Consider the following 14,380-nt stretch of genomic DNA (forward strand, 5'->3'; position numbering starts at 1 on the left):
GTCCGTTTTGCGTATCTTTTTGAACAAGTATTTGGTAAAGAAGGTAGTTGATTAAGATTTTGGAGGCGATAAAAAAGCTAAAAAGATCAAGTACTACTAAACCTTTTACGCGTTCATAGGTTGCCTAAGTATCAACGAGAATATCACTCCAAAACCTGCATTATTAAGACGGATTGATTTGTGTAATGGAAAGAAGACACTTCCTTAAATTCTGTTTAGTAACACCTTTGGTGGGCACCCTACTGACTCAGAATCCGGTTAAGCGATACCCGGTTGAAAAAACGGATTCAGAGTGGAAGCGAATTCTCACTCCCGAGCAGTATTTCGTAACCCGGCAGAAAGGGACGGAAAGGGCTTTTTCCGGAAAGTTCTGGAACAATCGGGAGAAAGGAAGCTATCGCTGCGTATGTTGTAATGCTGAATTGTTCAAAACGGATGCCCAGTTCGATAATGGTAGTGGCTGGCCCACGTTTTCGCGGGTAGCCAATCCTCGTAATGTAGAGGAAACAGAAATGCCCGGTGGCCGAGGTAATGAATTGACTTGCAGTCGTTGCGGGGCTTACCTGGGGCGGTCTACGCCGGATGGCTCCGCTCCGGGGCGATTGAAGTACACTATTAATTCGGCGGCTTTACTGTTTGAACGAAATAAATAATTACCCAGGGCCAGCAGAGAACTGCTGGTCTTTTTTGTATTTTTCCAACCAGAGGGCTTTTTTCTCATACCCAAATTTGTAGAGTAATTCGGTATAAGATTTGGTATATCTATTGTATGCTTATACTTAATTGGTTATTTTTCCGATTATGTAGAGGTTTTAATAATTGTTTAAGGAATTTTTAGATTTTATAACAACTGGACACCTATGGAATTTTCCTATGACAATTATCAGACGGAAGGTTTTTTCGATGAGATGTTTGATGCCGACGGAAACGTTCGGAAAGGATACGAAGCTTTTAAGCAACGAAGCGAGCAATTAACCTATGAAGAAATGGTTCGGCGACACCAAGCCGCCGAGCGGTCATTGATGGCCATGGGTATTACGTTCAATGTATATTCTGAAAATGAAGGTACCGAACGTATCATGCCCGTTGATATTATCCCCCGTATTATTCCGAATGAAGACTGGGCCAAGCTGGAAAAAGGTCTGATTCAGCGAATTAAGGCCATTAATATGTTCATCGATGATGTCTATAATGAACAGCGAATCCTGAACGATGGCATTGTTCCCCGCGATTTGATTGAATCGTCGAAGTGCTTTCTACCCGCCTGCAAGGGCCTGAAACCACCCAAAGGAATCTGGTGCCACATTACCGGAACGGATTTGATTAAAGGCGACGACGGCGAATACATGGTACTGGAAGACAACCTGCGTTGTCCTTCAGGCGTTTCATACATGCTCGAAAACCGGGAGTTACTCAAGCAGACCTTCCCCGAAGTTTTTGCCCGTACCGACATTCGTCCGGTTTCCGATTACCCAAGCCGATTGTTGCAGATGCTACAATACATTTCGGGACGGCCAGATCCTACAGTTTGCGTGTTAACTCCGGGCATTTATAATTCAGCGTATTTCGAGCATTCTTACCTGGCTCAGCAAATGGGCGTAGAATTGGTAGATGCCCGTGACCTGGTAGTTCACGATGGCTACGTGAAAATGAGAACTACCAAGGGTTTTCAGGTAGTAGACGTTATTTACCGTCGCATTGACGATACCTATCTGGACCCTCAGGCCTTCAATCCAGACTCACTGATTGGCATTCCCGGGATTTTTGATGTGTATAAAAAAGGCAGAGTAGCCCTGGCGAATGCTCCTGGAACGGGCGTTGCGGATGATAAGGTAATCTACGCCTACGTACCTCGAATCATCAAATATTACCTGAATGAAGAGCCTATTATTCCTAACGTTCGGACGTACATCTGTCGGGAAGAAGAAGACCGTGCTTACGTGCTGGAGAACATTGAAAATCTGGTAGTAAAGGAAGCCAATGAAGCAGGCGGTTATGGCATGCTGATTGGTCCCAAAGCCACGAAAGAAGATCATGCTCTTTTCCGGGAAAAAATCAAAGCAAATCCCCGAAATTATATTGCTCAGCCTACCATTTCTCTGTCACGGGTACCCTGCCTGGTAGACGGTGCCATTGAAGGTCGTCACGTAGATTTAAGACCTTATATTCTTTATGGTGAAGACGTTAACGTCATTCCCGGAGGTTTAACCCGTGTAGCTTTGAATAAAGGTTCGCTGGTAGTAAACTCTTCGCAGGGTGGCGGAAGTAAAGACACCTGGGTTATGTGGTAAATACATCATACTTTGATAAAGAGTCCTCTAGGTTAAAATCATTGACCTGGAGGACTCTTTTTTATTCTTCAGCGAATGCAGCCTGATCAACAAAGCCTGTTTTATACTACGAATTATCACTTTTAAAGCCTTCATAATCTTTGCTGTGACTGATCGGCTTGAAGAATATCGGTAGGTGGGAACTTGCTTATTAGGCTAGGAACGAGATGGAATCTCGCACCAGTGCTGATCACTTTTGTAGAAAGAGGCGACTTTGGTGTTTTTAAAGGTATCGTATGATCTAATACGTTCTCAAGGTAATGAAGATTCTTCGCTTTGGAGGAAGACGACGGGGTTTGCAGCAATGAAACGCGAGACTCAAGCAGGGTCTCTAACTTATAATAAAAGATCAATTTAGCCCACCTCTAAGACTTTCAAAAAACAGAACTTTTAGAACCCGAATTGGGTTACGAACCAGCGGAATCAGACTCCGCAGGAACAATTATTTTTATTTTGTAGCTTAATCGATAACTTCGTGCTTTGCTGCGTTTATTAAGAGTACATATTGTTTACAACTGGATTTATAACGTTTGTACCTTCAACAAGAACATGTCCGAATCTTTAGCTAGTTCTGATCTTCCTGTGCTAAAAGTATTATTGGTAGACGACCAGCCTTTTAATTTACAGATAGCCCAGCGGGTAGTCGCCAAAACGAGTGCGTTGGTCCAGACAGCAGAGGGCGGGTTAGCCGCCATAGAATTGGCTCGTAAAACGTCTTTCGATTTAATTTTAATGGATATCCAAATGCCTGATTTGGATGGTTTTACAGCCAGCAAAGAAATCAGATCATTTGATGCTAAGGTGCAGATCTACATTATGTCTGGAGATGTGCCAACGGAAGAAATATTGAATTCTGAAGCCGTTAATGGCTACATTATGAAGCCTCTGCGTCCTCAAGCCCTATTGTCTTTACTAACTGATATATCATCTAAATAGCTCTATTATAACTATAAATTAAAAATATTCAATACGACTGCACATTCACGGATGCGACTTAAATTCTGGATAGGTTTAATGTTAGGGGGAGGGTTTCTTATAGAAGTCCTTCTGGGAATTAATGGGCATCAGACGATCCAACGGCTGGTAACGACCAATAACTGGATTACTCATACGCACGTGATTCTCGAAAAAGCGGAACAGGTTGACACTCGACTGACGCATATCGACAATGACTTGCGGGGACATTTGCTCAGTAAAAATCCCTATTTCCTAGCAGATTTTAATCGAAACGCAAAAGATCTGATTGATCAGTCGAAAGATCTGAATGACTTCGCCCGAACGGACCTCCAGAAAAAGAGATTACGTTTTTTTAATCAGAAGCTTCTTGAAAAACTAAACTTAGGGCAGCAGCTATTCCTTCAGACGGGTATGCAGGATAGTATGCAAAAGCTGGATTCGGGCCGGGCTTATCTGGATAAGACCTATGAATTGCGGGCTTTGTTAATTGAAATTCAGGACGATGAACAAACTCTGCTTGCCAAACGCGTACAGGAGAGTGAAGAGTCGGCGAGCGAAGCAATTCTAAGCATTTTTGTTGGAACACTTGTGGCGGTTATTATTATTCTCGGAGCCGTTTTTCTGCTGTTTCGGGTATTGAAAAGCCGAACGAAACTTAACCTGGAGTTACAGGAAAACGAAAAACGACTGAAGGAAATTCTGGATGCCATTCCAGCCGCCGTTATTGTATATGATCAGCAGGGAAAGGTGTTTTATACCAACAAAAACACGCGTACGATGCTGAGGCAACAGTCGGTTTTTGATTCGTACCATACCTTATTCCGCTCCTTACAAATTTATCGTTTTCCAACTGGCGAGGAATACCCGCATGAAGAACGACCTTACTTCAAGGCCCTCGAAGGACGGGCTGTTCAGGTGGACGATATGGAGTTGCGGATTGGAGAAGAACGTACCTTGTTATTGAATTCAGCCGTCCCTGTGTATGATACAGACGGAAATATTCAGTATATTGTTTCGAGTTATGTTGACATTACAGATCGATTATTGTCACATACGCGACTGCGGGAAGCCAAGGAAATGGCTGAGAAAGCGGCTTTGATGAAGGAAAACTTCCTGGCAAACATGAGCCACGAAATCAGAACGCCCCTTAACTCGATTATTGGATTTACAAACTTGCTGGAAACTAGTCCGTTAACTCAGGAGCAGATTGAATATTTAAGAGCTGTCAATACCGCTAGCCGTAATCTGCTAACCATTGTTAACGATATTCTGGATATTTCTAAAATTGAAGCAGGCATGCTTCAATTCGAGAAAATACCATTCAGCATTACTGCTTTGGTGCAGTCCATTAAAATTATGCTTCAACCAGCGGCTTTCGATAAGCAACTGGCTTTGGAAGTGCAGATTGATCCGAATTTACCCTCGGTGGTACTGGGTGATCCAACGCGATTAACCCAGGTATTACTAAACCTGGCTTCAAACGCTATCAAGTTTACCGAGAAAGGGAAAATACACATTAGTGTTCATTATAGCCGCCAGGAAGGTGACGTAGCTTGGGTGAAACTGGTTGTGAAAGATTCAGGCATTGGGATTGCCACAGATGTATTACCCCACATTTTTGAACGATTCCGGCAGGAAAGTTCATTTACTACGCGTCAGTACGGCGGCTCGGGTTTAGGACTAAATATCGTTCATTCGCTGGTAGAGATGCAGGGAGGCTCTATTGCAGTGATTAGCACGCCCGGATTGGGCTCTACCTTTACTGTCGACATTCCCTACGAAGTGGCCCGGCAGGAGGTACTCGAAGAATCAGAGGTTGCTTCTTCGAGTAGTCAGTCCAATCTGCATATTAAAGTCCTGATTGTAGAGGACAATCCTATGAATCAGAAGCTGGCTACTGCCGTATTGAGCCGAATGGGTTATTCGTCCGAAGTGGCAGGCAATGGAATAATAGCCCTCGAGAAATTAAAATCGAACAAGTACGATCTGATTCTGATGGATATTCAGATGCCCGAAATGGATGGCTATGAAACTACCCGTCAAATTCGAACCATTTTGAAACTGGATGTGCCGATCGTAGCCATGACGGCTCATGCCCTAGTGGGAGAACGGGAGCATTGTTTGCAGGTAGGTATGAATGATTTCGTATCCAAGCCTTTCCAGATGAATGATTTATATAAAATTGTTCGGAAGATGCTTCAGATAAATACGCCTACCTTTGTACATTCTGAAAATGCTCTAAAAAACGATCCAAAAATGATGGCTCCTACACTTAATCTTGATTATTTGAACGATGTAACCGGCGGAGATCACGAATCGATGGCGGACTTATTAACCGTATTTTTAGAAGAAACACCTCTACAGCTCCAAAAAATGAATGATGCTTTGCAGGCGGGGAATGTGGAGGAAGTGGGTAAAATTGCCCATGCCCTAAAATCGCCCGTTCAGATGATTGGAGCAGAAGAACTGACCCCTACATTTATCAAGCTACAGGAGTATGGTACCAAAGGTGCGGATATCAACCTGGTTCAACCGTTGGTACATGAGGTGCAGGTACGCATAGATGCGTTATTACCCCTCGTGGAAGAAGCACGCAAAGAATACTTACCTGCTTAGTGTCACGTACAAAGGCGATCTAATAGCGATTCATTTTTCGTGACAGGCAAATAGTTACTCCCGCAAAATGCCGTAATCAGAACCTGGATTACGGCATTTTTTGAATAAGATTCTACCTTCGCAGGGTTATTCAAGATTAATTGCATCCAATGTCAGCATACATCGTCGAAGGTTTTCGTCTGCCTACGGGTAAAGCAAATGGCTATTACAAGACCGAAATTCCTGAGCGATTAATGGCTGAAATACTCCGGGAGTTTCTTCGTAAATATCCTTCTCTTTCGGCAACGCTGGATGAAGTAATGCTTGGAAATGCCCTGGGGACGGGTGGAAACATGGCCCGTTATGCCTTACTAGAAGCCGGACTTCCAGTAGCTATTCCGGCTACGACCATTGATATGCAGTGCGGAGCGGGCCTACGGTCGGTGATCATGGCCGAAGCCCAGCTTCGAAGTGGAATGAGTCAGTGTGTGATTGCGGGAGGTATGGAAAGCAACAGCCTAGCCCCCCGAAGACAGTATCACACTCGTGATTTTCGGTATCAGGATGAAGACACGTACTATACGCAGGCCACCTTTGCTCCCGAAAGTTGGGGTGATTCGCGATTGACCGAAGCGGCTCGTCTGGTTGCTGAAACGTATGGCATCACGAAAGAAGAAATGATCCGCTGGACGCTTCGCAGCCATCAGTTAGCCAGCCAGTCGGAACAGCTATTGAAGGAAATTCGTCTTCCGTATCAAAATTTTTTCAGCGATCAGCCCATCCGCAAAAATCTGTTGGAATCTCAGTTATGGGCAACGCAAACCTCAGCTTTAATTGACCATACCAATACCGCTCATTTACATGACGGAGCTGCCGGAGTTCTGTTAATCAATGCACCGGGAAAAGCTGATTTTCAGCCCAAATTCAGGATTGTAGCTTCGGCTCTTGCAGGGGGGGTACCTACGATGGCTCCGGCTGGGGTAATCTGGGCTACGGAGCGGTTATTAAGCCAAAGTAAAAGGTCGATTCAGGAGATTGATTTATTCGAAATCAATGAGTCATTTGCGGTAAAACCACTCGCATTTATGCGGCACTGGAATATTTCCGAAGAAAAAGTGAATATCTTTGGGGGCAATTTGGCTTACGGACATCCGTTCGGAGCCTCTGGAATCATTAATTTAATTCACCTCATGCGGGCTCTCGAACATACCCGCAAGCGATTTGGACTCGTAACGGTCGGTGTTGCCGGAGGACTCGGAATCGCTCTAATGATCGAAAATCTCAACGCGTGATCGTTCAGAGAATTCTTCATACCGCTGAAAAATTTCCTGAAAAGCAGGCCATCGTGTACGGCCTGCGGAGTCTTTCGTATGCCGAGTTGAGTGAGGAGATTAAGTATCGGGGGGGGGCTTACCAGCACCGAGTCACTGCCCCCAAAGTTATCCTGACGCACGCCCATTCGCTGGAAAATCTGCTGGATTTACTGGCGTTAATGGCTCTTGGGAAAGCCAGTATTATGGCTTCTACTCAGCTAAATGAGGAGCAAATTCAGGGCTTGCTCGAGCAGGAAGAAGCGACGACTTTACCACCAAGAAATCAGGAAAGCGTAGCTCTGACCGAAATACAGTCCGCTACCTTGACAGATCGATTCCTTGGTGTATTAACCTCTGGGACTGAGTCAACTCCCAAAGTAATCTGGAAAGACTACCAGAGCTGGGTAACGGCTTTCCCGCATCAAAGTGACGTATTTGGCATTACCCCGGACGACCGTCTGTTTGTACTGGATGCCCTGAGTTATTCGGCTAACCTGAACAGCGTGCTGCATATGCTCTGGCAGGGAGGGACGGTGGTCATGACTTCACTGAAGTCGGCTGCCAGCTGGCCCCGACAAATGCAGGAGCAGCAGATTAGCTCAGTGTTTATGGTGCCTTCGCACTATCGGCTTTGGGCAAAAAAATCATTATCGCTGCCAGGAATCCGGTCACTGGTTAGTGCGGGGGAAAAGCTGGAGGCTTCATTAGCGGAAATTCTGCTGGCATGTTGCCCCGACGTTTTATTGACCGAGTATTACGGTGCTGCCGAGTTAGGGCACGTCAGTTACCAGCAGAATCAGGAGATTATTCAGCATAGTTACGCGGTGGGACAGGCCTTTCCCGGCGTGAAAATCAAAATCGTTGATCAGCGAATTTTGGTTGAAAGTGACTATGTATCACCCGATTACCGGGGCGTTAATACGGTTTTTGATTTAGGGTTAATCGAAGACGGACGCCTGATTCTGATGGGCCGTTCGGGCCGGATGTTTAATCGTCGGGGTCTGAACGTTTTTGCTGAAGAAATAGAAAACAGTGCGAAACTGCTACCCTTTGTTACCGAAGTCGCCGTCGTAGGCTTGCTTCGGGAGGACCTTTCGCACGATATCTATCTGGTGTTTAGTGCCAGTTACCCGGGTCATGTTCAGGCAAATTATAGCCAGCAGCTAAAAACCCATTTATTACATTCCTTACCTACGTTCAAACAGCCCAGACGTATTCTGGAGTTACGCAATCTTCCCCGAAAAGATAATGGAAAGATTGATTATCAGGCTGTTGCTCGGATTTTTTCCGAAGAAGATTCCCTTGCTTCGCTCGAACGTTAAGTTCGATTGATCGGGTTGTTCCTTTGCTGTGAATCTTCAGGGTTCACTAGCCTTTACCCGATTGTACCCTGTTTTTCTTTTTCTTAACTCACTCACAGAAGTGTGATGGAATTCTAGTGCCCAGGCATTCATGAATGATCCATTTTAACTCTTGCTGAGTCCTTATGCTTTGTTTATTACATGAAACGTATAGTATACATCGTTGCATTTCTCCTTTCTGCCCATTTGTACGCTCAGGATTCCACTAAAACCGTTGGTTTATCGGAAGTTACAGTGACCGCTAACCTACAATCAACGGATATTCGGAAAACGGCCCGTAATGTCACCGTTATTACCGCTCAGGAAATCGAAAAAGCTCCCGTTAAGACCCTGGATGGCGTATTGCAATACGCTTTGAACGTCGACGTGCGGTCGAGAGCTCCGCTGGGTGTACAGGCCGACGTGAGTATTCGCGGCGGGAACTTCGATCAGACGCTGATTTTAGTGGATGGTGTTAAAATGAATGATCCGCAGACGGGCCACCATTCGCTCAATTTGCCTTTTCCATTGGAAATGATTGAGAAAATAGAGATTCTTCAGGGCGGAGCTTCGCGTGTGTTTGGCCCCAGTGCTTTTTCAGGGGTTATTAACATCATTACCAAAAAGAATCAGCCCAGTCAGGTACAAATTGGAGCCGCCGGAGGTCAATATGGTCTGTATCAATTAAATACAGCGGTTGGGTTAACCACCGAAAAACAGACAACACTCGTAGCGGCTGAAAAAATTCATAGCGATGGATATGCCTATAACACCGCTTTTGACCGACATAATCTGTACGGAAGAACGGCTTTCCACTTAGACCGGACGACGCTGGCCTTGCAAGGCGGTTTTATGGATAATCAGTTTGGAGCTTCCAATTTTTATCATCCCAAATTCAACAATCAATACGAGCAGGTAAAGCAGTATTTTGTGGTGGCTCAAGCTGACCGACAGCTAACCAAAAGCTGGTATTCAAACCTGACGGGTTCCTGGCGGCGGCATTATGATATGTACGATTTCAATAACTATCGCTACACCAAACCGGCTTCTATTAACTTTCACCAAACTAACGTCTATGATATCGAATGGCGTAACAAGTGGACAAATGCCTGGGGTACCACTTCCTTTGGAGCCGAGTGGCGGCGGGAATCCATCATTAGTAACCGTCTAGGAGATGCTTTAGCAAAGTCGCGGGAAGTGCCGGGTTTTTTCGGTAATAACTACACTTTAGGCAAAGACCGGGATAATGTCAACTTTTACCTGGAGCAATTCAAACGCTGGGATCGACTGACGCTGGTGGCTGGGACGCTGTTTAACATTAACTCGCAGTTTGGTAACGAATGGTACCCCGGACTGGACGCTTCTTATTCGCTCTCTGAAACACTTAACATTTATGGAAGTGTGAATCGGGCGGTGCGTTACCCGACTTTTACGGAGATGTATGGTAATACCTCTACCGTTATTGCTGACCCCAATGTGCGGCCAGAAAAAGCCTGGAGTTATGAGGTAGGAACGAAGCGATTTACCGCGATTGACCAAACGACTCTTTCTGTTTTCTATCGGCAAAGCAGCACGGCTATCGACAAAATCAAACGTCCCGATCAGGCCGTTCCCCGCATTGAAAACATTAATAATCTGAACACGATTGGGGCGGAAGTAGCGTATACTTTAAGAATGGCTCAGGTGTTGGGTAATGAGAAACATTGGTTTCAACGACTAACTTTCAATTATGCCTACATCTGGGCGGATAAGAAGCAAAATAACTTCCAGTCGTTTTATACCCTGAATTACCTGCGGCATAAATTGAGTGTAGGAGCGAATGTACGGCTGGCCAAAGATCTTTCGCTGGATCTTTGGTATACGCTCAAAAAACGCGAGGGTGAATACCAATGGGATGCCACTACCGCCCCCGAGCCTTACGCCACGATTCACCTGGTCGATACCCGCTTCTCCTGGAATCGTCCGAAGTTCCGGTTATTCGTCGATGCCAATAACCTGTTGAATCAGTCTTACTTTGAACACGGATTTGTACAGCAACCCGGTCGCTGGGTGACGAGTGGAATCTCGTTGAAATTGTAATGACTTTTGCCGCTGTCGGCTTGTAAATGGTATGGAAGAGTGGTTGCTGCCAGCGGAAACGCTGGCAGCGGCGTTTATAGACTAGTAGGCTGTTGAATTATTATTGTTTTGAGCACGGAATTATACAGCAAGCTGGCCGGGCTACGCTGGCAGCGGCGTTATAGGCTACTAGCTTGTTTTGTTTTGAACATAGACTTGTACAGCAATTCGGTCGCTAGGTTACAATCTTTGCCGCTGGAAGCAGCATTTGTAGGCATCATCCATTATCGATAACGACCAGCTATTCCTACCTTAGTAAAGTTCTATAGAAAAGCATAATTACTACTATATAATTCTTATTGAAATTTTTGAACCAAAAAATGTGTACGTTTCTTGTTCGATACGAGAAAATAATTCTATATTTGTTCAAAAGTTATAAGAATTGACTAAAAAAAATGGATAATATATCTGCTGAAGAGCTAACACAACCGGACTTTTTTTCCAGAAATCTAGTTCAGTTACGCGGTCGATTAGAGGGGAAGGTTTCTCAGCAACGTCTGGCGGATGAATTAGGATTAAAAAAGTCAACCTGGGCTGCTTATGAATCTGGACGGGCGGAGCCTCGCTACGGTGATTTAGTAAAAGTAGCAGATTTCTTTCAGGTAAGCGTAGATGACCTACTTCGGAAAGATCTCAGTAAAGAGCCTGTAAACATGCCTAAAGTTCCTGAACTTCGGGTATTAGCCACAACGGTAGATACGCAGGATCAGGAAAACGTTGAATTTGTTCATGTTAAGGCTTTAGGTGGGTATGCAGAAGGCTACGGCGATCTGGATTTTATTGGGAAATTACCTACGTTTCACCTGCCTTTTCTGGCTCGCGATCGTAAATACCGGGCCTTCCCTTACGAGGGTGAGTCCATGCCTCCTTTACGCGATGGAGCGGTAGTCTTTGGGGAATACATTGAAAATTGGGAAGCGGTCAAGAATGGTTCGATTTGTCTGGTCGTTACTCAGGATGAAGGAGTCGTGTTAAAAATGATTTATAACTACCTTGCCGAAAAGGGAGTGCTTGTACTAAAGTCATTGAATGATCGCTATGCCCCTTATCCCGTTCGCCGGGAAGATATTCGGGAATTATGGCGTTTCGCGGGCTATTTTGTGAAAATAATTTCCCTATTCAGCGGCTTTCCGAGTAGTGTATAAAAAAAGTGAATAAATGTCTTTATTTTTTGTATAACTTTAAATTTTTATTTTATATTTGTACAAAAGATATAGACTTTATTGAGTCGCTAAAAAAACACTATGGCTATGAATTCATCGAACCCAGTAGCACTTGCTTCGTCAGAAAAAGGAAATCTCAAATCGTATCAGATTGAGCGAGTGGATGAAGAAACGGGAGCAATGGTTGCAGAAAGCAAGTTTCTGTATTTGGAAGGCCACCCACGCGAATATCGATTTAACGGTCAGAATGGCCAGTTTAATTTATACGGAGAACGAATCCTGACGGATTCCATCGGTAAGCCCGTTACTGAATTTTCATTTCAACCCATCGCGTACCGGATTTTTGAAGATACGCTCTTTACCAGAAGTGAGCAGGAAGTATGGGCGGAGTTTTTCTTTGTAGATTCGGATAACTGCGTGGCTTCGCTGATGTTTAATAACACATCCGTTTCAGAGTTGTACCGTATGATGCAACCCGTTTTTTACGAAAGAAAAACGCTGTGTGATTTAATCATTACAGTAAAACCTGAGAAAGTGACGAGCAAAGCAGATTCAGGAAAATCCTGGTACATCGCTCGGTTCTCGTACCGGACGGGCAATGAAGAGCTTGCGAAAGAATACCGCGATTTTGCCCGGGATCATCATTTGTATCGGGCCGAAACATTGACGGATTCAGCTTTACATCGGATTGTGTCTAAATTCTACAACCGATTACCCGAAGCTGAACTGGTTTCTTTGCCAGAATCGCCGAAAGAATTGGCTAGCAAAGCGGCCTAACCACAAAAAGAAAGACCGCCAGCTGGAAAAGACTCGTGAGAAAGTGAAGTTGGCGGTTCTTTCTAATTACTAAAGACTGTTTTCGGTTTGAGCAGGCTTAATGCTACCGATAACGTCACGAAGAACAACGATTTGTTCTTTAAGGAGGGCAATAACCTCGTCGCGATCATGAACTTGTTTTTCAAGAAACTGAATCTGTTTTTGTAATAACTCCAGACCAGAAAGGGGTCCATTCGTTTCGGCATTGATGGCTTCAGAGGGGTAAGTAGGGAGGGTTTGAATAAAAATATTACCCGTTCCCCGAAGTAACCAGTTGCAATCAAGATCATCGTATACGGAAGCAATCGACAATAACGTATCGTAACTCGGTTGTGTTTTACCTTTTAAAATGGAGTAAAGTTTGGCAGGTTTTGAGAAGCCTAATTCCTGACTAAACCGGTAAGGAGTCAGTTTTTTACTTTGAATTAGGTGAGATAACCGTTCGTAGATAGTTGCCATTGAGGTTTGTTCCATATCCGTGCAAGAGTTTTTGTGGACTTCAGCAAAAGTAGTCAAATGATTTTTAAATTATTGCTGAAAATGCTCAATAATTTTTTGATATTTCTAAAATAATGGGGTTTTCCCGAAATTGAAATGATCAAAGTGCATAAAGAGCCAGCGATAGGCCGTTTGGCCACGCTTCCATCTATCGAATATCAATTATTACGGGAAATTCAACCCTTAACGGTTCGGCAGGTGGCTACCCCGTCTCCGGCATTGCTGGAGTTGTATGAACAGGTTCGGGAAAACTCCACTTTTGGAACGGCCTGGCGGTTTCCAAAGTGTAGTGAAATCAGTAGAAAACTGGGAAAAGATACGGTAACAAAGCTTTTAGCGATTACGCTGGCGGATTTGTCACAGATTGCCCACGCGGATTGCCGTTTATTTCCCGCTCAAATTACAAGCTTAGCTGAAGAATTGGCCCAGCAGTTTCCATACGAAAGTTATCGTGAATTTGTAGTGGCGTTTAAAGAAGTCCGCAGTCGGGTTAGTCGCTGGAGAAGGCCCTTGAGCCGTCGGCGAATCATCCAGCTTTTGCATATTCACTTTGAGCGTCGGGCTGAATACCTGGAACGCTTCCACGGAAGCTATTCCGAGAAAAATCCTGCCTACTCACAAAGGGCCTAATGATTTGTGAACCTTTAATTCTTTATTCCCATGCCTTCAAAACTAGTTACATCCTCGGTTATTCCTGTTGAGGTAATGGCCCCGGTGGCTGCTCGTACGCGTAAAGCTCCCAAAGTGCCCAAAGATTTCGTAGGCAAGGTGTCTGCTCAGGTTTGGCAGGAAATACAACCGTTAAAGACCGATTTTAAAGAACCCAAACGTTGGCCCAAGTACTTACTGCTAGATACGCCAACGCTGGATTACCTCATTCGGGATGCTTACCGACTGTCGCAGACGGCGGTGGTGGCAATCAATGAGCCTGGCATTACCTGCTATGTGAGTGAATGCTCCTGGCTGGAACTGGCCGAAAAGATGAAACGTGATTTATATGAAATCAATGTCAGCTTTGGTGAATTCATGAACCAGGTAATGACTCATTATAAATTACAATTATTACCCATGGATGCTCTGGCTCTGGAGAAATACCGGAACCTTTCCGCTTTACCAAACGCTGCCAGCCGCATTACCTGTGGCTGGTTGGTAGCTCAATCTTTGGCCATAGGGGCCACCTTAATTTCTCCAGATGGTCATTTTGAGGCTTATCGTTCGCAGGGATTGAAGCAGCTTTGGTAAGCGTATAT

The 14,380-nt window shown here is 44.7% G+C and carries 12 protein-coding genes; 11 read left to right on the top strand and 1 reads right to left on the bottom strand.

Annotated features, from left to right (window positions below):
* Positions 1-185: 185 nt before the first annotated feature.
* The 9 genes from msrB to QE357_RS07160 all read left to right on the top strand — a co-directional run bounded on the left by msrB (position 186) and on the right by QE357_RS07160 (position 12,593).
* Positions 186-653, top strand: coding sequence for a peptide-methionine (R)-S-oxide reductase (msrB, locus tag QE357_RS07120; protein ID WP_309706530.1), 468 nt, complete (start codon positions 186-188; stop codon positions 651-653).
* Between the two features lie 207 nt (positions 654-860).
* A complete protein-coding gene (locus QE357_RS07125; protein WP_309706531.1) occupies positions 861-2,291 on the top strand; it encodes a circularly permuted type 2 ATP-grasp protein in 1,431 nt (476 codons plus the stop codon).
* Between the two features lie 588 nt (positions 2,292-2,879).
* Positions 2,880-3,266, top strand: a complete 387-nt coding sequence (locus QE357_RS07130; protein WP_309706532.1) for a response regulator — start codon at positions 2,880-2,882, stop codon at positions 3,264-3,266.
* Positions 3,267-3,317: 51 nt separating this feature from the next.
* Positions 3,318-5,903 (top strand): response regulator, encoded by a 2,586-nt coding sequence (locus QE357_RS07135; protein ID WP_309706533.1) that lies wholly within the window; start codon positions 3,318-3,320, stop codon positions 5,901-5,903.
* 149 nt (positions 5,904-6,052) lie between these two features.
* Positions 6,053-7,174, top strand: a complete 1,122-nt coding sequence (locus QE357_RS07140; RefSeq protein WP_309706534.1) for a thiolase family protein — start codon at positions 6,053-6,055, stop codon at positions 7,172-7,174.
* The gene (locus QE357_RS07145) at positions 7,171-8,517 is read left to right on the top strand and encodes an AMP-binding protein (RefSeq protein ID WP_309706535.1); all 1,347 of its coding nucleotides are present in this window, start codon (positions 7,171-7,173) and stop codon (positions 8,515-8,517) included. The genes QE357_RS07140 and QE357_RS07145 overlap by 4 nt, the downstream gene beginning before the upstream one ends.
* Positions 8,518-8,697: 180 nt before the next feature.
* On the top strand, positions 8,698-10,614 hold the full coding sequence (locus QE357_RS07150) for a TonB-dependent receptor domain-containing protein (protein WP_309706536.1): 1,917 nt from the start codon (positions 8,698-8,700) through the stop codon (positions 10,612-10,614).
* Positions 10,615-11,048: 434 nt separating this feature from the next.
* Complete coding sequence (locus QE357_RS07155; RefSeq protein ID WP_309706537.1) at positions 11,049-11,798, top strand: LexA family transcriptional regulator; 750 nt, start codon at positions 11,049-11,051, stop codon at positions 11,796-11,798.
* A gap of 105 nt (positions 11,799-11,903) precedes the next feature.
* On the top strand, positions 11,904-12,593 hold the full coding sequence (locus QE357_RS07160) for a hypothetical protein (RefSeq protein WP_106635484.1): 690 nt from the start codon (positions 11,904-11,906) through the stop codon (positions 12,591-12,593).
* A 69-nt stretch (positions 12,594-12,662) separates the two neighbouring features.
* On the opposite strand, the gene QE357_RS07165 is transcribed toward QE357_RS07160, so the two are convergent.
* Positions 12,663-13,106: a helix-turn-helix transcriptional regulator gene (locus QE357_RS07165; protein WP_106635485.1), complete on the bottom strand. Its 444-nt coding sequence runs from the start codon at positions 13,104-13,106 to the stop codon at positions 12,663-12,665.
* 120 nt (positions 13,107-13,226) lie between these two features.
* Here QE357_RS07165 and QE357_RS07170 point away from each other — a divergent pair, with 120 nt between their 5' ends.
* Positions 13,227-13,760: a hypothetical protein gene (locus tag QE357_RS07170; protein WP_106635486.1), complete on the top strand. Its 534-nt coding sequence runs from the start codon at positions 13,227-13,229 to the stop codon at positions 13,758-13,760.
* A 30-nt stretch (positions 13,761-13,790) separates the two neighbouring features.
* The gene (locus tag QE357_RS07175) at positions 13,791-14,372 is read left to right on the top strand and encodes a hypothetical protein (RefSeq protein WP_309706538.1); all 582 of its coding nucleotides are present in this window, start codon (positions 13,791-13,793) and stop codon (positions 14,370-14,372) included.
* Positions 14,373-14,380: the final 8 nt, after the last annotated feature.

Origin of the sequence: Siphonobacter sp. SORGH_AS_0500 (assembly GCF_031453245.1) — a bacterium.
Taxonomy (GTDB): Bacteria; Bacteroidota; Bacteroidia; order Cytophagales; family Spirosomataceae; genus Siphonobacter.

Excerpts from the sequence above, each read along its gene's own strand:
- msrB (WP_309706530.1), top strand. The coding sequence starts at position 186 with ATGGAAAGAAGACACTTCCTTAAATTCTGTTTAGTAACACCTTTGGTG.
- QE357_RS07125 (WP_309706531.1), top strand. The coding sequence starts at position 861 with ATGGAATTTTCCTATGACAATTATCAGACGGAAGGTTTTTTCGATGAG.
- QE357_RS07130 (WP_309706532.1), top strand. The coding sequence starts at position 2,880 with ATGTCCGAATCTTTAGCTAGTTCTGATCTTCCTGTGCTAAAAGTATTA.
- QE357_RS07135 (WP_309706533.1), top strand. The coding sequence starts at position 3,318 with ATGCGACTTAAATTCTGGATAGGTTTAATGTTAGGGGGAGGGTTTCTT.
- QE357_RS07140 (WP_309706534.1), top strand. The coding sequence starts at position 6,053 with ATGTCAGCATACATCGTCGAAGGTTTTCGTCTGCCTACGGGTAAAGCA.
- QE357_RS07150 (WP_309706536.1), top strand. The coding sequence starts at position 8,698 with ATGAAACGTATAGTATACATCGTTGCATTTCTCCTTTCTGCCCATTTG.
- QE357_RS07155 (WP_309706537.1), top strand. The coding sequence starts at position 11,049 with ATGGATAATATATCTGCTGAAGAGCTAACACAACCGGACTTTTTTTCC.
- QE357_RS07160 (WP_106635484.1), top strand. The coding sequence starts at position 11,904 with ATGAATTCATCGAACCCAGTAGCACTTGCTTCGTCAGAAAAAGGAAAT.
- QE357_RS07165 (WP_106635485.1), bottom strand. The coding sequence starts at position 13,106 with ATGGAACAAACCTCAATGGCAACTATCTACGAACGGTTATCTCACCTA.
- QE357_RS07170 (WP_106635486.1), top strand. The coding sequence starts at position 13,227 with ATGATCAAAGTGCATAAAGAGCCAGCGATAGGCCGTTTGGCCACGCTT.
- QE357_RS07175 (WP_309706538.1), top strand. The coding sequence starts at position 13,791 with ATGCCTTCAAAACTAGTTACATCCTCGGTTATTCCTGTTGAGGTAATG.